24 protein-coding genes and 1 pseudogene are annotated in these 22,950 nt (G+C 66.3%); 6 read left to right on the top strand and 19 right to left on the bottom strand.

Annotation, left to right across the window (positions count from 1 at the left end):
- Positions 1–10 precede the first annotated feature (10 nt).
- Both IEJ03_RS06325 and IEJ03_RS06320 read right to left on the bottom strand, forming a co-directional pair.
- On the bottom strand, positions 11–1,393 hold the full coding sequence (locus IEJ03_RS06325) for a class II fumarate hydratase (protein WP_192036815.1): 1,383 nt from the start codon (positions 1,391–1,393) through the stop codon (positions 11–13).
- Positions 1,394–1,403: 10 nt separating this feature from the next.
- A pseudogene (locus IEJ03_RS06320) lies at positions 1,404–1,664 on the bottom strand (diguanylate cyclase); the annotation flags it as partial.
- Between the two features lie 203 nt (positions 1,665–1,867).
- Here IEJ03_RS06320 and IEJ03_RS06315 point away from each other — a divergent pair.
- Positions 1,868–2,224, top strand: a complete 357-nt coding sequence (locus IEJ03_RS06315) for a phasin family protein (RefSeq protein WP_192036814.1) — start codon at positions 1,868–1,870, stop codon at positions 2,222–2,224.
- Between the two features lie 109 nt (positions 2,225–2,333).
- Here the strand turns inward: IEJ03_RS06315 and IEJ03_RS06310 are convergent, their stop codons facing one another.
- The 3 genes from IEJ03_RS06310 to IEJ03_RS06300 all read right to left on the bottom strand — a co-directional run bounded on the left by IEJ03_RS06310 (position 2,334) and on the right by IEJ03_RS06300 (position 4,686).
- Positions 2,334–2,804: a YchJ family protein gene (locus IEJ03_RS06310; RefSeq protein WP_192036813.1), complete on the bottom strand. Its 471-nt coding sequence runs from the start codon at positions 2,802–2,804 to the stop codon at positions 2,334–2,336.
- 107 nt (positions 2,805–2,911) lie between these two features.
- A complete protein-coding gene (hda, locus tag IEJ03_RS06305; protein ID WP_192036812.1) occupies positions 2,912–3,613 on the bottom strand; it encodes a DnaA regulatory inactivator Hda in 702 nt (233 codons plus the stop codon).
- Complete coding sequence (locus tag IEJ03_RS06300; RefSeq protein ID WP_192036811.1) at positions 3,610–4,686, bottom strand: AI-2E family transporter; 1,077 nt, start codon at positions 4,684–4,686, stop codon at positions 3,610–3,612. Before IEJ03_RS06300 ends, hda begins: the two co-directional genes overlap by 4 nt.
- 111 nt (positions 4,687–4,797) lie before the next feature.
- Between IEJ03_RS06300 and purM the strand changes: the two genes are divergently transcribed.
- The gene (gene purM / locus IEJ03_RS06295) at positions 4,798–5,889 is read left to right on the top strand and encodes a phosphoribosylformylglycinamidine cyclo-ligase (protein WP_192036810.1); all 1,092 of its coding nucleotides are present in this window, start codon (positions 4,798–4,800) and stop codon (positions 5,887–5,889) included.
- Entirely contained in the window at positions 5,886–6,650 is a 765-nt protein-coding gene (purN, locus tag IEJ03_RS06290) for a phosphoribosylglycinamide formyltransferase (RefSeq protein ID WP_192036809.1), read from the top strand. The genes purM and purN overlap by 4 nt, the downstream gene beginning before the upstream one ends.
- 154 nt (positions 6,651–6,804) lie before the next feature.
- Here purN and lipA read toward each other — a convergent pair whose 3' ends face one another.
- From lipA to IEJ03_RS06230, 12 genes are all read right to left on the bottom strand, one after another.
- Positions 6,805–7,815, bottom strand: coding sequence for a lipoyl synthase (gene lipA / locus IEJ03_RS06285; RefSeq protein WP_192036808.1), 1,011 nt, complete (start codon positions 7,813–7,815; stop codon positions 6,805–6,807).
- A gap of 27 nt (positions 7,816–7,842) precedes the next feature.
- A complete protein-coding gene (gene lipB / locus IEJ03_RS06280) occupies positions 7,843–8,520 on the bottom strand; it encodes a lipoyl(octanoyl) transferase LipB (RefSeq protein ID WP_192036807.1) in 678 nt (225 codons plus the stop codon).
- The gene (locus IEJ03_RS06275) at positions 8,520–8,831 is read right to left on the bottom strand and encodes a DUF493 domain-containing protein (RefSeq protein WP_192036806.1); all 312 of its coding nucleotides are present in this window, start codon (positions 8,829–8,831) and stop codon (positions 8,520–8,522) included. Before IEJ03_RS06275 ends, lipB begins: the two co-directional genes overlap by 1 nt.
- A 109-nt stretch (positions 8,832–8,940) precedes the next feature.
- Positions 8,941–10,077 (bottom strand): D-alanyl-D-alanine carboxypeptidase family protein, encoded by a 1,137-nt coding sequence (locus tag IEJ03_RS06270; protein WP_242458107.1) that lies wholly within the window; start codon positions 10,075–10,077, stop codon positions 8,941–8,943.
- A gap of 124 nt (positions 10,078–10,201) precedes the next feature.
- A complete protein-coding gene (locus IEJ03_RS06265; protein ID WP_192036804.1) occupies positions 10,202–11,125 on the bottom strand; it encodes a septal ring lytic transglycosylase RlpA family protein in 924 nt (307 codons plus the stop codon).
- Positions 11,122–12,153 (bottom strand): lytic murein transglycosylase B, encoded by a 1,032-nt coding sequence (gene mltB / locus IEJ03_RS06260; RefSeq protein ID WP_242458066.1) that lies wholly within the window; start codon positions 12,151–12,153, stop codon positions 11,122–11,124. Before mltB ends, IEJ03_RS06265 begins: the two co-directional genes overlap by 4 nt.
- Before the next feature lie 29 nt (positions 12,154–12,182).
- Positions 12,183–13,343, bottom strand: coding sequence for a rod shape-determining protein RodA (gene rodA / locus IEJ03_RS06255; protein ID WP_192036802.1), 1,161 nt, complete (start codon positions 13,341–13,343; stop codon positions 12,183–12,185).
- Positions 13,343–15,229 (bottom strand): penicillin-binding protein 2, encoded by a 1,887-nt coding sequence (gene mrdA, locus IEJ03_RS06250; RefSeq protein ID WP_192036801.1) that lies wholly within the window; start codon positions 15,227–15,229, stop codon positions 13,343–13,345. Before mrdA ends, rodA begins: the two co-directional genes overlap by 1 nt.
- Before the next feature lie 77 nt (positions 15,230–15,306).
- The gene (rlmH, locus tag IEJ03_RS06245; RefSeq protein ID WP_192036800.1) at positions 15,307–15,774 is read right to left on the bottom strand and encodes a 23S rRNA (pseudouridine(1915)-N(3))-methyltransferase RlmH; all 468 of its coding nucleotides are present in this window, start codon (positions 15,772–15,774) and stop codon (positions 15,307–15,309) included.
- Positions 15,771–16,136 carry a ribosome silencing factor gene (gene rsfS / locus IEJ03_RS06240; protein WP_192036799.1) on the bottom strand — a complete coding sequence of 122 codons (366 nt, stop codon included), beginning with the start codon at positions 16,134–16,136 and terminating at the stop codon, positions 15,771–15,773. The genes rlmH and rsfS overlap by 4 nt, the downstream gene beginning before the upstream one ends.
- A 67-nt stretch (positions 16,137–16,203) precedes the next feature.
- The gene (nadD, locus tag IEJ03_RS06235; RefSeq protein WP_192036798.1) at positions 16,204–16,893 is read right to left on the bottom strand and encodes a nicotinate-nucleotide adenylyltransferase; all 690 of its coding nucleotides are present in this window, start codon (positions 16,891–16,893) and stop codon (positions 16,204–16,206) included.
- Positions 16,880–18,190 carry a glutamate-5-semialdehyde dehydrogenase gene (locus IEJ03_RS06230; protein WP_192036797.1) on the bottom strand — a complete coding sequence of 437 codons (1,311 nt, stop codon included), beginning with the start codon at positions 18,188–18,190 and terminating at the stop codon, positions 16,880–16,882. The genes nadD and IEJ03_RS06230 overlap by 14 nt, the downstream gene beginning before the upstream one ends.
- An 80-nt stretch (positions 18,191–18,270) precedes the next feature.
- Here IEJ03_RS06230 and IEJ03_RS06225 point away from each other — a divergent pair, with 80 nt between their 5' ends.
- The 3 genes from IEJ03_RS06225 to IEJ03_RS06215 are packed head-to-tail and all read left to right on the top strand — an operon-like array spanning position 18,271 to position 21,480.
- Positions 18,271–19,131 carry a hypothetical protein gene (locus IEJ03_RS06225; protein WP_192036796.1) on the top strand — a complete coding sequence of 287 codons (861 nt, stop codon included), beginning with the start codon at positions 18,271–18,273 and terminating at the stop codon, positions 19,129–19,131.
- Between the two features lie 4 nt (positions 19,132–19,135).
- The gene (locus IEJ03_RS06220; protein WP_192036795.1) at positions 19,136–20,080 is read left to right on the top strand and encodes a diguanylate cyclase; all 945 of its coding nucleotides are present in this window, start codon (positions 19,136–19,138) and stop codon (positions 20,078–20,080) included.
- Positions 20,077–21,480: a bifunctional DedA family/phosphatase PAP2 family protein gene (locus IEJ03_RS06215; protein WP_192036794.1), complete on the top strand. Its 1,404-nt coding sequence runs from the start codon at positions 20,077–20,079 to the stop codon at positions 21,478–21,480. Before IEJ03_RS06220 ends, IEJ03_RS06215 begins: the two co-directional genes overlap by 4 nt.
- A 194-nt stretch (positions 21,481–21,674) precedes the next feature.
- On the opposite strand, the gene IEJ03_RS06210 is transcribed toward IEJ03_RS06215, so the two are convergent.
- On the bottom strand, positions 21,675–22,298 hold the full coding sequence (locus IEJ03_RS06210; RefSeq protein ID WP_192036793.1) for a LysE family translocator: 624 nt from the start codon (positions 22,296–22,298) through the stop codon (positions 21,675–21,677).
- Positions 22,295–22,945 carry a flavin prenyltransferase UbiX gene (locus IEJ03_RS06205; RefSeq protein ID WP_192036792.1) on the bottom strand — a complete coding sequence of 217 codons (651 nt, stop codon included), beginning with the start codon at positions 22,943–22,945 and terminating at the stop codon, positions 22,295–22,297. Before IEJ03_RS06205 ends, IEJ03_RS06210 begins: the two co-directional genes overlap by 4 nt.
- Positions 22,946–22,950 lie beyond the last annotated feature (5 nt).

Here is a 22,950-nt window from a genome sequence, read left to right as displayed (position 1 = left end):
GGGCTTTGGCTTAATTGCCGGGAATTCCGCCGCGAGTCAGCGCCGCGGGATCCAGCAGCCTTTCCAGCTCATCGCGCCCCAGGTCCGTGTCTTCTTCGGCCACCTCGAGGATCGGCCGCCCGGCCTGGTAGGCCTTCTTGGCGATGGCCGCCGCGGCATCGTAGCCGATCACCGAGTTGAGGGCAGTGACCAGAATCGGATTGCGCGACAGCGGAGCCCGGATGTTGTCCTCGCGCACGCTGAAGGTCGCAATGGCGCGATCGGCGAGCAGACGGCTGACATTGGTCATCAGGGTAATGGCGGTGTGCAGATTGTGGGCGATCAGGGGCAGCATCACGTTGAGCTGGAAGTTGCCGCTCTGCCCGGCCACCGTCACCGCCGCGTCCAGCCCGATTACCTGGGCCGCCGCCTGGGCCGCCGATTCGGGAATCACCGGGTTGACCTTGCCCGGCATGATCGAGCTACCGGGCTGCAGGGCCTCCAGCTCGATCTCGCCGAGCCCGGCCAGCGGCCCGGAGTTCATCCAGCGCAGGTCGTTGGCGATCTTCATCACCGCACAGGCATAGGTCTTGAGGTGTCCCGATAGCTCGACCGCGGCATCCTGCCCAGCGAGGCTGGCGAAGGCGCTGTCGTTGGGCATCAGCGCAAGGCCGGTCTGGTCGCTCAGGGCCGTGGCCATGCGCTCGGCAAACTCGGGATGGGCGTTGACGCCGGTGCCGACCGCCGTCCCTCCCTGCGCCAGACGCCCCAGCCGAGCCTGACCGTCCTCGAAGCGCTCGATGGCCTGAGAGATCTGGCTCGACCAGCCCCCCAGCTCCTGACTCATGCGCACCGGCATGGCATCCATCAGGTGGGTGCGCCCCGTCTTGACCACGCCGTCGAGCTCATCGGCCTTGGCATCGATGGCCGCCTGCAGGTGCGCAAGCGCCGGCAGCAGCGAATCCTTGACCGCCAGGGCTGCCGAGACGTGAATCGCCGTGGGAATCACGTCGTTGCTCGACTGCCCCATGTTGACGTGATCATTGGGCCCGACCGGGAGATCTTCCCGGGAGGCCAGGTGCGCGATCACCTCATTGACGTTCATGTTGCTCGAGGTACCCGAGCCCGTCTGATAGACATCGACGGGGAACTGATCATCGTGATCGCCCGCGATAATCGCCTCCGCCGCCCGCTGGATCGCCTCGGCGCGGGGCACATCCATTAGCTCCAGCTCGGCGTTGACCTTGGCCGCCGCGCCCTTGATCCGCGCGATGGCACGAATGAAGGCCGTCGGCATGGGCTGGCCGCTGACCGGGAAGTTATTGACGGCACGCTGAGTCTGGGCCCCGTAGAGGGCATCGGCGGGCACCTCGAGCTCGCCCATGCTGTCGCGCTCAATGCGGGTATCGTTCATCGGGCTGTCCTTATGCAAAGGGAAAATCAGTGTCTCGCCAGGGGAGGCTCGCCGGGCGATGCGTCAGGCAGGGAGACACGGTGCCCCCGGCCGCCTTGCTCCTGTACATGGCCTGATCGGCGTGCTCCATCAGCGTCTCAAGCACCTCACCATGCTGAGGGTACGAGGCCACACCCACGCTGATGCGGGGTAACTCGATCTCCGCACGTTCGAGCAGCCGCTCGAGCATCTTCATCGCACCCTTCTCGTCGGTATGGGGCAGGAAGAGACCGAACTCGTCGCCGGCCCCGGACCATTCCTGTCCTCATCATGCCAAGCTCGCCGGGGGATAGCGACCCGATCATGCCGGTGGCCAATGCGCCGTCGTTGCGATTCATGTTGCACTGCAACAACACGCCTGCTATTGTGCACTGCAACGAAGGCCGAAACCCTTCGTATCCAGATATCCTACGGAGGTGTGCAATGAACGACTTCATGAACAGCATTAACTTTGGCAAGACCACCGAGCAGCTCGAGAGCCTCTTCTTCGGTCCGGCACGTGCCTATGCGGCACTGACCCTGGACTACAGCGAGAAGCTGGTCAGCGCCCAGTTCGACGCCATCAAGGCCTACAGCGACACCAGCCTGAGCCAGGCGCGTGCCGCCATGGACATCAAGGATGCCGAGGGCCTGCGCAGCTACATCGAAGATCAGCAGAAGATCGCCAAAGATCTGGGCGAGCGCGTCAAGGGCGACGCCGAGAAGGTCGTGGCCCTGAACCAGGACTTCGCCCAGCAGAGCCAGCAGCTGGTCGAGAGCAGCGTCAAGACCGCTTCTCAAGCCGCCAAGTAAGAGGGCAAGGGGCGCCGGTTCACTGACCGCCACCCCAACGCCTCAAGAGAAGGCCGCCGATCACTGATCGGCGGCCTTTTTTTGTCCCTGATCCTTGAGCGGTAGCCCCTCAGACGGCGCAGCATTTCTTGAGCTTGCGTCCGCTGTCGCAGGGACAGGGATCGTTGCGGCCGGGTTTCAACGCCGTCACCCGCGCATCGCCGTCCACATACACCCACCTGCCGTCCAGACGAATGAAGCGGGAGGCCTCCTCCAGCTGCTGCCAGCGGCCATGCTCCTGAAACGTCGCACGAAAGTGCACCCAGCCTCGCTGCTCCTGCTCTCCATCCTGCTGGTCATGCTCCAGCACCTCGAGGCGCTTCCAGTGCGTCGCGCCCGAGAGCCCCATCTCGGCGGGACAGGTGTCAGGATGCCAGCTCTTGCGCAAATAGCCTTCAAGGCGCAGCACGAAGGCGCTGTAGCGTGAGCGCATCAGCGACACGACGGTCTCGGCGGCCACTCCCTGATGCAGCGGAGCGCAACATTCGCCGTAGGTTTCTCCACTGCCACAGGGGCACACCGCCGTAGTCGAAAGGGCCATGGAGGGGTCGGGCATCGCGGACGTTGAGGTGGTGCTCATGGGACTGAATGGCTCGTCTTCGGGAGGATGAAACTGGCGATAGGCCAGCGAGCGGGCGCCGCGCTGGCTTACCAGTCCAGCGCCTGCTTGACGAAGGGAATGGTCAACTTGCGCTGGGCGGACAGTGACGCCTGATCGAGCGTCTCCAGAGACCCAAAGAGATCTCCCAGACGCCGCGGCCCCCGATGAAGGATGTAGCGAGCGACTTCATCCGGCAGCTGCATGCCACGCACCCGCGCGCGAAGCTTGAGAGCCTCGAAGCGACCAGCGTCATCCAGCGGCTTGACGTGGAAGGTCATGCCCCAGGTCAGCCGCGAGGCCAGATCCGGCAACTCGATGTCGAGCTGGCGAGGCGCCGCAGGAGCTGCAATCACCAGCCGCTTGCCCGCATCACGCAGACGATTGAAGCAGTGGAACAGCGCTTCTTCCCAGCGCTTGCGCCCCAGCACCCGGTGAAGATCGTCGATGGCGACCAGATCGAGACGCTCGCTGTCCTCGAGCATATGCGGCGGAAAGTGGCCAAGCTCGTCCAGAGGCAGATAGAGCGCACGCTTGTCGCGATCGCTGGCCTCGTGACAGGCCGCCTGCAATAGATGACTGCAGCCGACCCCCTCCCCGCCCCACAGGAACAGGAAGGGCTCGCCCGAGGCATCGAGCTGGGCACGCAGGGTGCCGACCAGCGTCTCGTTGCCGCTAGGCTGAAAGTTGGCAAAGGTCGCATCGTCGCGCATGCCCACACTGAGCGGGAGCTGCGCTGCACCGGGCTTCATGAAGCCTCCTCGTCCTGGCCCTTGATGCCATGAGCATCATATAAGGTACTGTTTTTATAGTGTTCATGGAGATAGCGCAACAATACCATGATCACCGCCGCCACCGGCAGTGCCAACAGCACGCCGGTAAAGCCAAATAGCTGTCCTCCGGCCAGCACGGCGAAGATCACCGCCACCGGGTGCAGGCCGATCTTGTCGCCCAGGAGCTTGGGCTGCAGCACCAGGCTCTCGACCAGCTGGCCGGTGGCGAACACCGCCGCTACCCCGAGCAGCGGCAGCCAGCTATCGAACTGGAAGATGGCCACCACGCCGGCCACCGAGATGCCCACGATGACGCCGAGATACGGCACGATGCTGACCAGTCCAGACACAAGACCGATCAGTAGCCCAAATCGCAGGCCCAGCAGGGTCAAGCCCAACGCATAGATGATGCCCAGGCACAGCATCACGATCAGCTGGCCGCGCAGGAAGGCCGACAGCACCTCGTCGCATTCCCGCGCCAGACGCACCGCCGCCGGCTCCCACTGGCGCGGCAGCGAGCCATGCAGCTTGGCGGTAAGGCGATCCCAGTCGAGCAGCAGATAAAAGGTCACCACCGGAATCAGCGCCAGATTGCCGGCCCAGCCGGCCAGCGCCAGCCCCGAGCGAGAGACCTGCGCCAACAGGGTGGCGGCGAAGGTGCCGGTCTCCTTCCAGTTGGCCATCAGCGCCTGACGCAGGGCATCGATATCCGTGGACAGATCCTGACCGGTCAGCGACTGGATCCAGGGCACCAGGGTGGCCTGCAGCCAGTTGAGCACGGCGGGCACGGATTCGACCAACTGGCCAAGCTGGCGACCGAGCCCCGGCACCAGCAACAGCAAGGCCAGGAGCAGGAGCACGCTGAGCAGCAGGAAGACCAGCGACACCGATAGCCGCCTGGATAGTCCACGGGCTTCCAGGCGGTCGGCCAGCGGATCTCCCAGGTACGCGAGGATCATGCTGACGAAAAATGGCGTCAAGATCGGCTGCAGGCTGATGAACAGCCATACCAATCCCGCCAGGCCAAGCACTAGCCACCACTGTCTGCGCATTGCCTCTCTCCCTGTTCGCGTGTGTCTCCACGGTGCGGCGCGGCCTTCACGATGCTACAATTCGACTCCACTTTTGCCCCACTTGATGATCGTATTGCGACAGGAAAACCCATGACCCGCAGCCCGTCGGACTCCTCTTCCCCTTCTTCCGCCGATTCCGCCTCGCTGAGCTACAAGGACGCCGGCGTGGACATCGACGCCGGTAACGCCCTGGTCGATCGCATCAAGGGCGTCGCCAAGCGTACCACTCGCCCCGAGGTGATGGGTGGCCTTGGCGGTTTCGGCGCGCTCTGCGAGCTGCCCGCCGGCTACCGGCAGCCGGTGCTGGTCTCCGGCACCGACGGCGTCGGCACCAAGCTGCGCCTCGCCATGGATCTTGGCAAGCACGACACCATCGGCATCGACCTGGTCGCCATGTGCGTCAATGATCTGGTGGTCGCCGGCGCTGAGCCGCTGTTCTTCCTCGACTACTATGCCACGGGCAAGCTCGACGTGGACATCGCCGCCGACGTGGTGACCGGCATCGGCGAGGGCTGTGCCCAGTCCGGCTGTGCCCTGGTGGGGGGCGAGACCGCCGAGATGCCCGGCATGTACGAAGGCAGCGACTACGACCTGGCCGGCTTCTGCGTCGGTGTGGTCGAGAAGGACGAGATCCTCGATGGCAGCCAGGTCGCTGAAGGCGACGTGCTGCTCGGCCTGGCCTCCTCCGGCCCCCATTCCAACGGCTATTCGCTGATCCGCAAGATCCTCGAGGTCAGCGGCGCGGATCTCGATACCGACATCGACGGCGTGCCGCTGCGCGAGGCGCTGATCGCCCCGACCCGCATCTACGTCAAGTCGCTGCTGTCCCTGATCAAGGACAGCGGTGTATCGGTGCATGCGCTGTCGCACATCACCGGTGGCGGCCTGTCCGAGAACATCCCGCGGGTGCTGCCCGAGTCGCTCAGTGCACGCATCGACGTCAATGCCTGGACGCGCCCGGCGGTCTTCGACTGGCTCCAGACCCAGGGCAACGTCGATGAGCACGAGATGCACCGCGTGCTGAACTGTGGCGTCGGCATGGTCATCGCCGTCTCCGCCGCCGACGCCGAGCAGGCAAAGGCTCACCTGGAAACCCAGGGCGAGACCGTTTACCGCCTCGGTGAGATCGTCGCTCGCGAAGGCGAAGAAGAACAGGTCATTCTGGAGAACCTCAAGGCATGAGCGAGGCAACCGACACCCTCAATGGCTTCGAGGCCGAGCAGGCCAGCACGCCCCGGGTGGTGGTGCTGATCTCCGGCAGTGGCAGCAACCTTCAGGCGCTGATCGACGCTCAGTCCTATGACGAGCTGGGTGGCGAAATCGTCGCCGTGATCTCCAACAAGGCCGATGCCTATGGCCTCAAGCGCGCCCGGGATGCCGGCATCGAGGCGGTCGCCCTGCCCCATCGCGAGTACGACAGCCGCGAGGCCTTCGATGGCGCCCTGATCAAGGTGATCGAGCGTCATGAGCCGGACCTGGTGGTACTGGCAGGCTTCATGCGCATCCTCACACCGCGGTTCGTGCAGCGCTTCTACGGCCGGATGCTCAACATCCATCCCTCGCTGCTGCCCGCCTATCAGGGCCTGCACACCCACGCCCGAGCACTAGCCGACGGCGTCGCCGAGCATGGTGTCAGCGTGCATTTCGTCAGCGAAGAGCTGGACGGTGGCCCGGTGGTGGTTCAGGCGGCGGTCGATGTCACCGCCGAGGACACCGAGGACAGCCTCAAGGACAAGGTCCAGAGCCGTGAGCACCTGATCTACCCGATCGCGGTGCGCTGGTTCCTCGAAGGCCGACTCAGCCTGAGCGCCAAGGGCCCGACCCTGGACGGCACCCCGCTGCCGCCCCAGGGCCTGCGTCTGTCCCATGCCGATGCCGCCGAGGAGCTCGACGAGGACCTCGCCGAAGAAGCCGAAGACGGGCACGACGACCGTAACGCCTGACGCTCAACGCCGGTCGGCTTCGATATCGCCGACCGGCGTCAGGCAGTCAGCACACAAGAAGGCCGCGCCCCTCGGGGCGCGGCCTTCTTGTATCTGAGCGTCTCGCTTAGCTTCGAGGCCGGGCGGGTCGCCGCCAGGCGAGACTCAGGGTCGCTTACTTGACCTCGATGCCGTGAGCCTGTTGATCGGCATGGTAGGAGGAGCGCACCAGCGGGCCGGAAGCGACGTGCTTGAACCCCATCGCCTTGCCCTGCTCGGCGAACCAGTCGAAGGTCTCCGGGTGCACCCAGCGATCGATCGGCAGGTGGTTCTTGGACGGCTGCATGTACTGGCCAAGCGTCAGCATGTCGACACCATGGGCACGCAGATCGCGCATCACCTCGATGACCTGCTCGTCGGTCTCGCCGACGCCGAGCATCAGCCCGGACTTGGTCATCACGTCCGGCCGACGCGCCTTGTAGCCCTTGAGCAGGTCCAGCGACCACTGATAGTCGGCCCCCGGGCGTACCTTGCGGTACAGCGACGGCACGGTCTCCAGGTTATGGTTGAAGACATCCGGCGGAGTCTGCTCGAGGATATCCAGCGCCACTTCCATGCGGCCACGGAAGTCCGGCACCAGCACCTCGATCTCGATCTCCGGGCTGTCGTTGCGGATCTCGCGGATGCAGTCGGCGAAGTGCTGCGAGCCGCCGTCGCGCAGGTCGTCGCGGTCCACCGAGGTCACCACCACGTAGTTCAGGCGCATCTCGGCGATCGCCTCGGCGAGCTCCCGCGGCTCCTTCTCGTTGACCGCGTTGGGGCGGCCGTGAGCCACGTCGCAGAACGGGCAGCGGCGGGTACAGATGTCGCCGAGGATCATGAAGGTCGCGGTGCCGCCGTTGAAGCACTCGCCCAGGTTGGGGCAGGAGGCCTCTTCACAGACGGTATGCAGCCCATGCTTGCGCAGGGTCTGCTTGATGCGCGTGACCTCCTGGGAGATCGGCATGCGTACCTTCAGCCAGTCGGGCTTGCGCGGCACGGTCTCGGTGGGAATCACCTTGACCGGGATGCGGGCGACCTTCTCGGCGCCGCGCAGCTTGACGCCGCGCTCGGCCCGGGCCTTCTTCTTGGCGGCGGCCGCAGCGGCATTGGGCGGGGTCACGGGGGTAGCGGTGCTCTCGGTCATGATCAGGGTATCCTGCGCTCGTAAACGTTAGGCACTCGCGCTCTGGTCAAGGACCAGAGAAGGCGGCATGCCGGGCTTGTCGGTGAGTTGCATGTTGCCGAGCCGAGCGGCCAGGCAACGGACCAGGCGATGGGTTTCGGTCTCGAGGTCGGGAACGGTATCGATCAGCTCAGCCAGCTGGGTCATCGCCATGCCGGCATAGCCGCAGGGATTGATGCGCCCGAACGGCGACAGATCCATGGCCAGGTTCACGGCGATGCCGTGGAAGCTGCAGCCGCGGCGGATGCGCAGCCCAAGCGAGGCGATCTTGGCATCACCCACGTAGACTCCCGGTGCATCCGGCCGAGCCCGGGCGTCGATACCGTGCTCGGCCAGGGCATCGATCACGGCCTCTTCCAGGGCGGTGACCAGGGTACGCACGCCCAGCTTGGCACGCTTGACGTCGAGCAGCGGATAGATCACCAGCTGGCCGGGACCATGATAGGTCACCTGACCGCCTCGATCGGTATCGACCACCGGGATGTCGCCGGGCATCAGCAGGTGTTCGGGCCGCCCCGCCTGCCCCTGGGTGAAGACCGGGTCGTGCTGGACCAGCCACAGCTGGTCGGGCTGATCGGCCTGGCGGTGATCGGTCAGATCCCGCATGGCCTGCCAGACCGGCAGATAGGGCTGCCGACCGAGCCGGTAGACCTCGAGCTCGGCCATCAGATCACCATGTGCACGCGGCCGGAGGCCTTGAGATCGGCATGCAAGGCGGCAATCTGCTCGGGGCCAGTGGCGGTGATGGTCAAGCGCACCGACTGGAACTTGCCATTCCGGCTGTCCACCAGGCGTACGGTCTCGCGATCGAAGACGCCATCGTGCCGTTCGACGATCTCGATCACCAGCTCGCGAAACCCTTCGACGGCGTCGCCGACGATCTTCAGGGAGTAGTCGCAGGGGTATTCCAGCTCGGTGGCATGAGCTGACGCGGGAGCGCCGGCCAGGCGCATGTCCCGCAGGGACTTGTCGGTCATGTGCGTACTCGACGGATGATATGTCCCAGTATTCTACTCAACCTCGTTGCCTCAACCAAGAGCGGGCGGCCCGCCGGGCCGCCCGCCAGTTCGATCAGGGGCCAAAGGCTCAGGCGAACAGGCCGCTGATGAAGCGCCTCACGGTGTCCAGCAGGCGCTTGAAGATTCCGCCCTGCTCGACGCTTTCCAGCGCCACCAGTGGGCGTTCGCCGATCACCTCGTCACCGAGCTTGATTTCCAGGGTGCCCAGGCGCTCCCCGGCCGCGACCGGGGCATCGATGGACGCCGGCAGGTTCAGGCGTGCGGTCAGCTCCTCACCACGACCACGGGGCACCGTCATGCGAACCTCGCGATCGACGCCCAGGCGCAGGTCATTCTTCTCTCCCCCCCAGATGCGCGGCGTGGACAGCACGGCACCCTGCGGGTAGAGCTCCATGGTCTCGAAGAAGCGGAAGCCGTAGCTCAACAGCTTCTGGGACTCTTGGGCGCGCGCCTCGTCAGAGTCGGTGCCCATCACCACCGAGATCAGGCGCATGTCGTCGCGCTTGGCCGAGGCCACCAGGCAGTAACCCGCCGCCTCGGTGTGGCCGGTCTTCAGGCCATCGACGCTGGAATCGCGCCACAGCAGGCGGTTGCGGTTGGGCTGACGAATGCCGTTGTAGGTGTACTCCTTCTCGGCATAGAGCTTGTACTGCTCGGGGTAGTCATTGATGATGTGCCGCGCCAGCAGCCCCAGATCATGGGCCGAGGAATAATGACTGTCATCCGGGAGGCCGGTGGCATTGGCGAAATGGGTATTGACCATGCCCATGCGATCCGCCTGCTGATTCATCAGGTCGGCGAAGGCCGATTCGCCGCCGGCGATATGCTCGGCCAGCGCCACGCTGGCATCGTTGCCGGACTGGATGATGACGCCCTTGAGCAACTGCTCGACACTGACCTGGGACCCCTCCTGGATGAACATCCGCGAGCCCCCGGTGCGCCAGGCCTTCTCGCTGACCAGCACCTGATCCTCCCGATCGATACCCCCGCGATCCAGCTCGTGCTCGACCAGGTAGGCCGTCATCAGCTTGGTCAGGCTGGCCGGCGGCAGACGCTCGTCGGCGTTATGACTGACCAGCACCTCGCCGGTATCGGCATCCATCAAAAGCCAGGAGGACGCCGCGAGGCTCGGCGGCGACGGAATCATGGTTTGTGGCCGGGGACTGTCGACCTCCTGCGCCTGGAGCGGCAGGGCAAGACACATCAGGCATAGCAGGAGTGCGGACATCAGGCGTTGGCCGAGGCCGGCGCGGAACAGTGAGACTCTCATGACAACATTTCTCGTGGCGTTGAGCGAAGGGAAGTTAATGGGACAGCGGGCACGCGTCTCAGGTGCCATCACGAATCGTCAGGGCCTGGTCGAAGCCTGCACGTCGCAGGGCCTCGCGAACGGCGTCCAGGTCGCCGCCCGCGGCCAACGGGCCGACCTGCACCCGGTGCAGGCGAGCATCGCTTTCCACACGAACCGGTTGGCCGAGTTCGTCCTCGAGCCGAGCCTCGAGCGCATGGGCGCTACCCCGTGACCCCAGGGCCGCGACCTGGAGAAAGACGGCACCGCTGGCGGCGGCGGCGCGACCCGACGTCGCCGGGCGCGTTGGCGCAGCGGGGCTGACGGCCGCGTCGCGGGCCGTCGCCGACACGTCACCGGCAGACGCGGTAGCGCCATCGCCATGACGCGCCTGCCAGGCCACCGGATCGATCACCTCGACCCTGACCTGGCCGGTCCCTTGGCCGAGGATATCGAGCCGGGCCGCCGCCGCATAGGACAGATCGATCTCGCGATTCTCATGGAAGGGGCCGCGATCGTTGACCCGCACGATCACCCGACGACCGTTATCCAGATTGGTCACCCGCACATAGCTCGGCAGCGGCAGGGAACGATGCGCCGCCGACATCTCGTACATGTCGTAGATGTCGCCGCTGGCTGTGGCATAGCCGTGGAATTTCTCGCCGTACCAGGAGGCGATGCCCTCCTGGCGATAGCCCCGCGGGTCATCGAGCACGTGGTAGGTCTTGCCCCATACCTCATAGGTCGAGCGATTGCCCCCGCGAGCCCGCGGCTCGGGGCGCGGCACCGCATCGGGCACCTCGGCCACGTTCGGCGGCGTCTCGGGGTAGGCATCGCTCGACATGGCATAGCGGCCATCGGCGGTGGCAGGCGCCGGCGGGGTCCTTTGCTCGGTCTGCCCGCCCCCACCGGCGGCGCAGCCCGCCAGCAGCGACACGGCGGCCAACAGCATCCAACGCTTCATGCCGACTCCTCGCGCGCGATCGCCTCGGCCAGCTCGGTCACGGCCATGGCGTACAGGTGACTATGGTTGTAGCGGGTGATGACGTAGAAGTTATGCAAGCCAAGGCGGTAACGATAGGCGCCGCCGGCGAGATCCAGCGCCAGGGGAATCACCTCGCCGTCGGTCGCCAGGCCGTCATCATCGGCGATCACGCCCGCTTCTGCCAGGGTGGCGAGGCCGACATAGGGAGGCCGGGTCTGGTTGAACTCGATAGCGGCCGGCGGCGTCGCGGGACCCTCGGCCTCGACATAGAGATCGCCCCCGGGGCGCCAGCCATGTTCGGCGAAATAGTTGGCGACGCTGCCGATGGCATCGACCGGGTTGTGCCACAGGTCGCGCACGCCATCTCCATCGAAATCGACAGCATAGGCACGATAGCTGGTGGGAATGAACTGGGGATAGCCCATGGCCCCGGCATAGGAGCCCTCGAGGCTGCCCGGCGCCACGCCGGCCTGATGGGTGATCTCCAGGAAGGCCTCAAGCTCGCCGCGGAAGAAGTCGCCGCGGCGGGGATGATGAAACGCCAGCGTGGCCAGCGAATCCAGCACCCGGTGACTGCCGGTCACGCGCCCATAGTCGGTCTCGACGCCGATGATGGCGGCGATCACCTCAGGCGGCACGCCATACGTTGCCTCGGCCCGGGCGAAGGCCTCGCGATGCTCGGCAATGAAGGCCGCGCCGCGCCGAATGCGTGCGGGCTTCAAAAAGATGGCGCGGTACTGATCCCAGCGCAGATGCCGCTCGGCGGCACCGGCCATGGCGTCCAGCACGCCCTGGCGGTAATGGGCGTCGCGCAGCGCCTCCAAAAGCCAGGCCCGCTCGAGGCCTTCGCCGACCAGTTCCTCGACCAGGGCAGCGGCCTCGGAATGGGTGTCAGGGTCAAAGGTCTTGCCGGTCAACGGCTCGGCGGCACTGGCCTGGGCACACACGCCCAAGCCCAGCCCGGCGATGAGAGGCAACAGCGTCCTTGTCATTCGTCCTGCGATCATCGATCAGGGCTCTCCGATGTCAATGGGCCCTAACGGGGCAGCAGCCGCCGATGGGAATGGATGGCCATGAGAATACCGAAACCGGCCATCAAGGTCACGCTGGAGGTCCCGCCGTAACTGACCAGCGGCAGCGGCACTCCCACCACCGGCAGGATGCCGCTGACCATGCCCACGTTGACGAAGACATAGATGAAGAAGGTCAGGATGATACTGCCTGCCAGCAGGCGGCCGAAACTGTCCTGGGCGCCATTGGCGAGCCACAGGCCACGCCCGACGATCAGCAGGTACAGGCAGAGCACCAGCAGCATGCCCACCAGGCCGAACTCCTCGCCGAGCACGGCGACGATAAAGTCGGTGTGACGCTCGGGTAGGAACTCGAGCTGAGATTGCGTGCCCTCCAGCCAGCCCTTGCCGAACACCCCGCCGCTGCCGATAGCGGTGGTCGACTGGATGATGTTCCAGCCCGCGCCCAGCGGATCGCTCTCCGGGTTCAGGAAGGTCAGCACCCGCTGTCGCTGATAGGCGTGCATGTTCATCCATAGCAGGGGCAGAGCCGAGGCGATCAGCGCCGCGAAGAAGACGATGAAACGCCAGGACAGCCCGGCCAGCAGCACCACGAACACCGCCGCCGAGGCCACCAGCAGCGAGGTGCCGAGATCGGGCTGGCGGGCGATCAGGCCAACCGGCACGGCGAGGATCACCCCGCAGACCATCAAATCAGGCAGCCGCGGCGGCAGCTGGCGGCGCCCCAGGTAGGCCGCCACCATCATCGGCATGGCCAGCTTCATCAGTTCCGAGGGCTGGAAACGCATCACACCGGGGATCACCAGCCAGCGCTGGGCCCCCATGCCCACGTCACCCATGACCTCCACCGCGATCAGCATCAGCAGGGTGCCGCCATAGGCCAGCGGCGTCCAGCGCATCAAGGTGGCGGGCGAGAACTGGGCCAGGATCAGCATCCCCACCAGGGCCACGCCCAGCCGGGTGGCCTGCGCCTGCACCACGGCCATGTTCTGGCCACTGGCACTGTAGAGCACCAGAAGCCCCGCCCCCATCAGCACCAGCAGCAACAGCAGCAGCCAGGGATCCAGGTGAATCCGTGCCCACAGGCTCTTGCGGCGCGACATGCCGCTCTCGGGCGGCCGCACGGGCCGGCCGCGCAGCGAGTAGGTCAGATCATTCAGCGCCATCAGGCGTCCCCTCCCTGGCTCTCGTCGCTAGCCGGCTCGTCCCCTTCATCGCCGAGCAGCCAGGCATCGGCCATGTCCCGGGCCAGGTAGGAGGCGTGGCTACTGCCGCCGCCGGCATTCTCGACCACTACCGAGATGGCGATCTGCGGATCGTCGACCGGGGCGAAGGCCACGAACAGGGCGTGATCCCGCAACCGCTCGGCGAGCTCCTCGGCGTTGTATTTCTCGTCCTGGCCCAGCGAGAAGACCTGGGCGGTACCGGACTTGCCTCCCATGCGGTATTCGAGCCCCTGGCCGGCGCGGCGCGCCGTGCCTTCGCGACCCGAGAGCACGTTCTCCATGCCCGCATAGATGTCCTGCCACCACTGGGGCTTTTCGATGGTGATATCGTCCTTGGTGCCAGGAAGGTTCACCGGCACCGGCGCGTCGCCGATCCGCTTGGCGAGCCGCGGCTTCACCCAGTGGCCGCGATTGGCCAGTACCGCGGTGGCGGTCGCCAGCTGCAGCGGCGTGACCTGCAGATAGCCCTGACCGATCCCCACCGACAGGGTCTCGCCGGGATACCAGGGCTGATTGAAACGGGCCCGTTTCCATTCCCGAGACGGCATCAGCCCGGTACTCTCGCCGTAGACATCCTGGGTGACGCGCTCGCCGAAGCCGAACTGATGCATGTGCTCGTTGATGGCATCGATGCCGAGCTCATGGGCCAGGCTATAGAAATAGGTGTTGTTGGATACCGTGATCGCACGCTCCATGTCGACCTTGCCATGTCCCCAGCGCAGCCAGTTGCGATAACGACGCGAGTCGTTAGGCAGCTGGAAGTACCCCGGGTCATAGATGGTCTCGGAAGGCGTGATTTCCCCTTCGATCAGCCCGGACAGCGCCATGAAGGGTTTGACCGTGGACCCCGCCGGATAGTGGCCCCGGGTGGCCCGATTGAAGAGCGGCAGGTCGATATTGTTCTGCAGCGCCCTATAGGACGCCACGTCGATCCCGGTCACGAACTGGTTGCTGTTAAAGCCGGGCGTCGAGACCATGGCGAGGATCTCGCCGGTCTGGGGGGCGATGGCCACGATCGAGCCGCGTCGCCCGTCCATCAGATCCACCGCCAGTGACTGCAGGTCCTTGTCGAGGGTCAGGGTGAGGTTCTGCCCGGGCACCGGGTCGGTGCGCCCCAGCTCCCGAAGCACCCGCCCACGGGCATTGGTCTCGACCTTGCGCAGCCCCGCCTGGCCGTGAAGCTCCTTCTCGTAGTACCGCTCGATGCCGGTCTTGCCGATGAAGTGGGTGCCCGCGTAGTTGCCCGAATCCAGCTCCTTGAGTTCCTCGGCATTGATGCGGCCGACGAACCCCAGCGCATGGGACATGATCTCGGCATCCGGGTAATAACGCAGAAGCTGAGCCTCGACCTCGACGCCTGGCAGCCGATAGCGGTTGATGGCAAGCCTGGCGATCTGCTCCTCACTGAGATCGCTCATCAGCAGTGCCGGCTGGTAGGGCCGCTGGCGCTGGCGGGAGCGTTCGCGAAAGGCCTCGATCTCGGCCTCGGGCAGATCGAGCAGGTCGATCAAAAGCGTCAGGGTGGCGTCGATGTCCTCGACCCGCTCCCGCACCAGGGTCAGATTGTAGGTCGGTCGGTTCTCGGCCAGGAGCTCGCCGTTACGATCGAAGATCAGCCCGCGGGTGGGGGGCAGCGGCTCGACGCGGACCCGGTTGTTTTCCGAGCGCGTGATATAGACCTCGTGCTGCACCACCTGCAGATAGACGAGGCGCGCCATCAGGGCACCGGTGAGCAGGATCACCAGGCAGACCGCGACCAGCGAGCGGACGCGGAAGGTATGCATTTCCTGACGCGCATTCTTCAGCGCCTGGCGATGCTTACGCATGGGAGGCACTCGCGGATTCCGGCAACATCACAACGCCCACTCTCGACGGGAGCGACAGGCTCTTGGCCTTCGACGACTCAACGGTGATAAGGATGGCCGACCAGCAGCGTCCAGGCGCGGTACAGCTGCTCGGCCAGCAGGATGCGCACCAGCGGATGCGGCAAGGTCAGCGGGGACAGGGACCAGCGCTGGTGGGCACTCGCCGACAGACGCGGCTCGAGCCCCTCGGGGCCACCGATCAGCAGCGCCACGTCACGCCCCTCCAGGCGCCAATGGTCGGCCTCGCGCGCCAGCTGCTCGGTGCTCCAGGGCTTGCCGCCCACCTCGAGGGCCACGAGGTGTTCGCCGCCCCGTAGCTTGTCGCGCATGCGCTCGCCCTCCAAGGCGATGGCGCGTGCGGTGTCGGCGTTCTTGCCCCGAGCCCCGGGAGCGATCTCGTGAATCTCCAGGGCGAAGTCCCGGGGCAGGCGCTTGCGATACTCCTCGACGCCCTTCTCTACCCAGTCCGGCATGCGCGTGCCGACCGCCAGCACGCGCAGCTTCACGCCAGGCCTCCGCCTTGGCGCTCGACGGCACCATCGCGGGGCAGTTCGGTCCACAGCCGCTCGAGATCATAGAGCTCACGGGCTTCGGGCAGCATCACATGCACCACCAGGTCCCCTAGGTCGACCAGTACCCAATCAGCGCCGCTGTGTCCCTCGACGCCCAGCGGCATCACACCTTGCTCCTTGGCGGTCTCGACCACCGTATTGGCCAAGGCCGCCACATGACGGCTGGAGGTACCGCTGACGATCACCATCTGATCGGTCACGTCGGTCAGTTCGGATACGTCGAGGATGGTGATGTCCTGGCCCTTGAGTGACTCCAGGGCATCGATGACCAGGGGTTTCAAAACGTCGATGTGCATATCGCCTCATTCATGAATGCATGGTTCAACGCCTATTCTACCCGTTTGCGCCCCAGGCGACATCGCTTCATCCACTCCGGTACAGCTCGCCGCGAACGATGTGGGACAACACCGCCTCGGGCAGCAGGTAGCGCACGGACTCCCCCTGCTGAAGCCAGCGGCGAATGGCGGTGGCCGATACCGCCAATCGGCTGGGCAGCGCCAGCTGCAGCAGACGCCCTCTCGGGGTTTCGAACAGTGCCTCGGGGGTCGAGACCTCGCGTCCGGCGATCAGCTCCTCGAGCGCGGGCGGCAAGGGGGCCGCATGATCGGGCCTCGCGATCACCACCACATGGGCGTGATCGAAGAGCGCCTCGGGGGCATGCCAGTCGGCGAGCTTCAGGAAGGCATCATGCCCCACCACCATCACCAGCCGCGCCTCGGCGCCATACTCCTCACGCAGACTTTTAAGGGTGTCGGCGGAATAGGAGGGCCCCTCACGACGGAGTTCGCGATCGTCGGCATGGAGCCCCGGGGTGTCGCCGATGCCGGCACGCAGCATCGCCAGCCGCTCGGCGCTGGAGACCCCGGGTGCCGCCCGGTGCGGCGGCACATGGGCGGGTATCATATGCACGCGATCCAGCCCAAGCACCATGCGCAGCTCGACGGCGCTGCGCAGGTGCCCCAGATGGACCGGGTCGAAGGTGCCACCAAGCATCGCCACCCGGGGCCGACGCGTCGCCCCGACCGCCGGGTCCGCGTGTTCAACCACGCACATGGCCATCGCCCATCACCACGTACTTGCGCGTCGTCAGCCCCTCGAGGCCGACCGGGCCGCGCGCATGCAGCTTGTCGGTGGAGATGCCGATCTCGGCGCCCAGGCCATACTCGACGCCATCCGCGAAGCGGGTCGACGCATTGACGATCACAGAGCTGGAATCGACCTCGGCCAGGAAACGGCGCGCCAGCCCGTAATGCTCGGTGACGATGGCGTCGGTATGGTGTGAGCCGAAGCGGTCGATGTGCTCCATCGCCGCCTCGATGCCGTCGACCACCCGAATGGCCAGGACCGGCGCCAGGTACTCGGCATGCCAATCGGCCTCCTCGGCCGGCACCACGCCCGGCAACAGGGCCTGGGTGCGCGGACAGCCGCGCAGCTCGACGCCGTGCTCGGCATAGGCGGCAGCGAGCCTTGGCAGCAGCGCCTCGGCGATCGGCGCATCCAGCAGCAGGGTTTCCATGGTGTTGCAGGTACCATAGCGCTGGGTCTTGGCATTGACCGCGATGGCCAGCGCCTTGTCCAGGTCGGCGGTGGCGTCGACGTAGACATGACAGATACCGTCCAGATGCTTGATGACGGGTACCCGCGCCTCCCGAGTGATGCGCTCGATCAGCGACTTGCCACCGCGGGGAATGATCACGTCGACGTAATCGGGCATGGCGATCAGTCGCCCCACCGCGGCACGATCGGTGGTCGCCACCACCTGCACGGCCGCCGCCGGCAGCTCGGCGTCGGCGAGGCCCGCGGCGATGCAGCGCGCCAGGGCCGCGTTGCTGTCACGGGCCTCGGAGCCGCCCCGCAGGATGCAGGCATTGCCGGACTTGAGGCACAGGCTGGCGGCCTCCAGGGTGACGTTGGGGCGCGACTCGTAGATGATGCCGATGACGCCCAATGGCACGCGCATCTGACCGACCTGGATGCCGCTGGGGCGCGAGCGCAGCCCATCGATCTCGCCGACCGGGTCGGGCAGGCCGGCGACCTGCTCAAGCCCGCTGATCATGGCGTCGACGCGGGCATCGTCCAGGGCCAGGCGATCCAGCAGGGCATCATCCAGGCCCGCGTCCCGACCGCGAGCCAGGTCCTGGCGATTGGCCGTGAGCACCTCGTCACGCGCCTCGTCCAGGTGCCGGGCCATCGCCAGCAGCGCTGCATTCTTGCGGGCCGTGGTGCAACGCCGCATCATGGCGGCAGCGTCATGGGCCTGCTGGCCCAGCTGTGTCATATAGGCGTCGACATCGACGATCGGCGCCATGTGGCTGTCGTCGGCGCCGGCCTCTGAGTGGTGTCGTGACATGCGGTACAAGGACTCCTCATAGGCGGCTCTAGGGCCGGTATCATCATGCGGGATTGCGCAGGGGAAACAATATAAGGCCCATGGAAAGCAAGTACAAAGTCGGCTCACTGCAAGTGGCGATGCTGGGAGGCGCACTGCTGTTCGCTTCACTCGCCCTGTCGGCCCCCGGGATATCGGGTGGGCTGCTCTTCGGGCTGGCCGCTCTGTGGCTGGCGGGCTCGGCACTGACCCTGGCACGCAGCGTGCGCTGGCCAACCGGCATCCCCTGGCAGCTGCTGCCCAGCCTTCTGCTGTTCGGCCTGATCGCCACCGATGCCGGGCACCAGTCCGCCTGGCTCTGGTCCTTCGCCTTGCTGATGATGCTGCCTCAGCCGCGCTGGTTGGTGCCCCTGCATGGGCTGCTGGCCGCCGTGAGCCTGTGGCTGATGCACCCCGACCTCGCCCCGGGACAGATCCTGATGTCGGGCCTGCTGCTGCTTGGCCTGATGGCCCTGGGTATCGCCCAGGCGCGGGGAGTGAAGGCCGCCAGGCAGAGAATCGGGCATCGCAGACGGCTGGTGCCCGGCGCTCGCCTCTGGTCCGCCCACCAGCTGGGAGAAGACCTGCCTCGTGAGGTCCTGCGCAGCGGACGCGAGGGCTCTCATGCCGAGCTGGTCCTCCTGCGCACCCCACGACGGCATTTCTGGTCTTTGATGCACCCTCTCGGCCAGCACCTGAACGACTTCGAGGCCTGCTACAGGCTCGACACGCATACCCTGGCCACCCTGATGATCAGCCGCGATCTCGAGCAGGCACGCCAGCGGCGTCAGACCCTGCTCGAGGGGCTGCCTACCCCCCTGCGTGGACGCATCGTCACCCTGGCGCGACCCTTGACCCTGGCCAGCGAATACCAGGCCCTGCGGGACCAGCGCCAATCCCTGGTCATCATCGATGAGGCCTAGACGCATGGACGAACACGACCGCCTGCCTCAGACGGGCCTCTACACGCTCTTTTACGCCTGGATCACCCTGCTGGCCGTCGGCACGGCTCTCTGGCACTACCAGATGGGGGCGTTCGACCGTATTCTCCTGCCGGCCGCACTGGGGGTGGCGCTGCTGGTCGCCACCCTGATGAGCCTGGCGCCCTATGCCTCATGGCGGGCCGCCGCCCTCATCACCCTGCTCGCAAGCTACCTGCTGATCGCCGACATACTGCTCCACAGTGACCGACATGCCCTGCTGTGGCTGGGCGCGCCCCCGGTACTGTCGACACTGCTGCTGCCCCCGGGCCGCGCCCTGGTGCTCAACCTGGCGCTGGCGCCGGCCTGGCTGTGGCTGCTCAAGGGCGGCTGGCCGCCGCTGGGGCCCGTCCTCGCCTACCTGGCGATCACCCTGACCGGCGCCTTGGCGCGCTGGGAGATCGCCCGTCAGCTGACGCTGGACCGACTCACGTCCCCTCATGACCCTGAATGCGACGCCCTGTCCCGCGACACCATCGCCGAATGTCTGCATCAGGAATATCAGCGCGCCCATCTGCTGGATCGCCGGCTCAGCGTGCTGGTGATTCACCTGCCTCAGCTCGAGATGGCGAACGAGCAGTTCGGTGCCGGACTCAGGCGGGAACTCCTGCAGCGCTTCTGCCAGGCGGCGCGCCACTGCTGCCGACTGGACGACACCCTGGGCCGTGCCGGAGATTCCCTGCTGTGGATGCTGCTGCCTGGTACCAACGAACATGATGCCCTGATGACCCGCAATCGCCTGCTGACCTACCTGGATGGCACCTCGGTCGACGAGACGGGACACCTGAGCGCCCAGGTGATCGCCTGCACCCTGCATCACGGGGAAAGCCTGGCCGCCTTCCGGCAGCGCATGCGGATCAAGGAACAGGCACTGATGGATAGCACCCCATGACTCTAGTCGATTGGCTCTACCAGCTCACGCCCTCACCGACGTTACTGCTGCTGATCATTGCCGCCATCTCGCTCGTGGAGAGCCTGGCCGTCATTGGGCTGATCGTGCCCGGCGTGGTGCTGATCACGGCGGCGGCGTCGCTCGCAGGCCATCAGCAGCTGGCGATCCCTCTGGTGCTGATGGCGGCCTTCCTGGGTGCCGTGGCAGGAGACACCCTGAGCTTCGCGCTGGGCTACACCCAGCGCGCCCGCGTCCCCGGGCTCTGGCCCTTCTCGCGCCACCCGGAGTGGCTCGCCCACGGAGCACGCTTCTTCCGCCGCCATGGCACCCTATCGGTGGTGTTCGGCCGCTTCGCCGGCCCGGTACGGCCGATCGTGCCCCTGATCGCCGGCATGCTGCACATGCGCCCCTTCACCTTCGCCTGGGCCAACATCGGCTCGGCGCTGGTCTGGGCGCCCGCCTATGTGCTGCCCGGCTACCTGCTGGGCCGCACCTGGAAACAGCTGCTGACCCTGCCCGCGGGCAGTGATAAATGGCTGATCCTGCTCGCGGTCGCCATCATCGTGCTGGCCCTGGCCTTCTCCTGGCTGCGCCACCAGCTCGCCCGGGAAAGCTGGCTGTATCGTCGTCTGGCGGTACTGGCACGAGCACGACCATGGCGGCGACGTCTCTGGCACCGGCTGCGCTCCACCTCCCACGGCGAGATTCCCCTGGCCTCGCTGAGCCTGCTGGTGCTGGCCTCTACCGCCTTCTGCCTGTGGACCCTGGCCGTGCTGGAGAAAGACGGGCCGCTGATCATGGACGAGCAGGTGCGCGCCCTGGCCCATGCCCTCCAGCACCCCATTCTGACCCGATTGGCCGCGGGCCTGGCCGAGGTCGGCGATGCCGCCGGCCTCCTGGCGCTCTGCCTGCCCTGGGGAGCCTGGCTGCTGGCAAGACACCACACGGCGACCTTCCTGCACCTCGCCGTCGGTCTCGGCGGCATGGCCATGGCCAATACCCTACTCAAGCATCTGATCGGTCGGGTGCGTCCCGAGGCGCCGGCCTATCTGGTCGACTCCGCGGCCTACCCCAGCGCCCATACCTCGACGACGGTGCTGCTGTTCGGCCTCGCGGCCGCCTTCTTCTCCCTGGAGGTCTCCTCGCATCGGCGCCACCTGACCTACTGGCTGGCGATCCTGGCCTGTCTGCCGATGGCGCTATCGCGCCTGGTGCTGGATGTGCACTGGGCCAGTGACCTTGTCGGCGGAGTACTGCTGGGGCTGACCGGCTGCGCGCTGATCAATATCAGCTACCACCGCTTCCCTCACCGCTCCCTGAACGAGGCCCCCTGGCGACGCCTGGCCCTGGCATCATTGGCGTTGCTGGCGCTCAGGCTCCTGTGGCTGCCTCCGCTCTAGGCGACGCCCGGAGACCACGTCCCCTACTCGGCACAATCAGGGGCGATCAAAAACATCGGTGAGCGAAGATCCGTCAAGACAGCAAGCCGAGGAGAGGCGGTATTCACGCAGGGAGAATGCGCAGGTTGACCGGGCTCGCCACAAGCGGATGGAGAAGGCGACCCGGTAGAGTGCAGGCATGTCTCAGAGGCCTCCTACCCCAGCGCCAGCCAGGCACCGACGCCCATCATCAGGGTTCCGGCGAGACGATTGAGCAACCGCACGCGGCCGGCACTGCCGAGCAGGCGCCCGGCGCCGCGCCCACCCGCGGCATACAGCAGCAGGCAGACGAACTCGATGGCCAGGATCATCGCTACCAGCACCGCCAGTTGCGCGACCAAGGGCCGGCTGGCATCGAGAAACGGCGGCAACAGCGCCACGAAGAAGGCCCAGCCCTTGGGATTGGCGACTGCAGTCACGAAGCCCTGAACCATCAGCGCCCGACGCCCGACGGTTGCCTGCTCGCCTGTGAGCTCGGGGATCGCCATGCGTCCTCGCTCGCGCCACATCATCACGCCGAGATACGCCAGATAGGCACCGCCGAGCCACTTGAAGGCGGTGAACAGCGCGGGTTGAGCCAGCATCAGGGTCGCCACCCCGGCCCCGGCGGCCACCGCCACCAGGGCCACACCGGTGAGCTCACCGACCATCATCCACAGCGCTCGCCGCACCCCCTGTGTCATGCCCAGCACCATCGCCAGGGTCATGCACATGCCCGGCGTCAGCGAGACCAGGAAGAAGGTCGGCACGAAGACCGACAGCGCCACCGGCATGATCATGGCGCCTCCCCGTCGTCGCGTCCCGTCGGCTCGCCCCAGCGGGGCATCAGCCGGTGCTCGATGCCCAGCTGATTGAGAATCCTTGCGACGATGAAGTCGATCAGATCATCGATGCTACCGGGCTGATGATAGAAGCCCGGCGCCGCCGGCAGAATCACCGCCCCCATCCTGGTCAGGCTCAGCATGTGCTCGAGATGGATCGCCGAGAACGGCGTTTCCCTGGGCACCAGCACCAGGGTGCGACGTTCCTTGAGGGCCACGTCCGCGGCCCGCTCGATCAAGTTGTTGCTGGCACCACAGGCGATCGCCGACAGCGAGCCGGTGGAGCACGGACAGACCACCATTGCGCTGGGCGCCCCGGAGCCCGAGGCCACCGGCGCCATCCAGTCTTCCCGGGCGAAGCAGCGTATCTGCCCCGCCGCCGCCCCGCTGCGCGCAACCAGCGCCTCGGCCAGGCGTTCGGGCTGGGCCGGAAGCTTGATGTCGGTCTCGGTGGCGATCACCAGGTGCGCGGCCTTGGAGATCATCACCCAGACTTCATGATTGGCCGCCACCAGGGCCTCGATCAGGCGCAGGCCGTACTGGGCTCCGGAGGCACCGGTCAGCGCTACCGTGACCGGGAAGGCGAAGTCGTCAGTCTTTGTCATCTGCG

It is taken from the genome of Halomonas sp. YLGW01 (assembly GCF_014840935.1).
In the GTDB taxonomy this organism is placed as follows: domain Bacteria; phylum Pseudomonadota; class Gammaproteobacteria; order Pseudomonadales; family Halomonadaceae; genus Onishia.
Note: the sequence above shows the minus strand (reverse complement) of the source record. Positions and strands in the feature narration are given on the sequence as shown.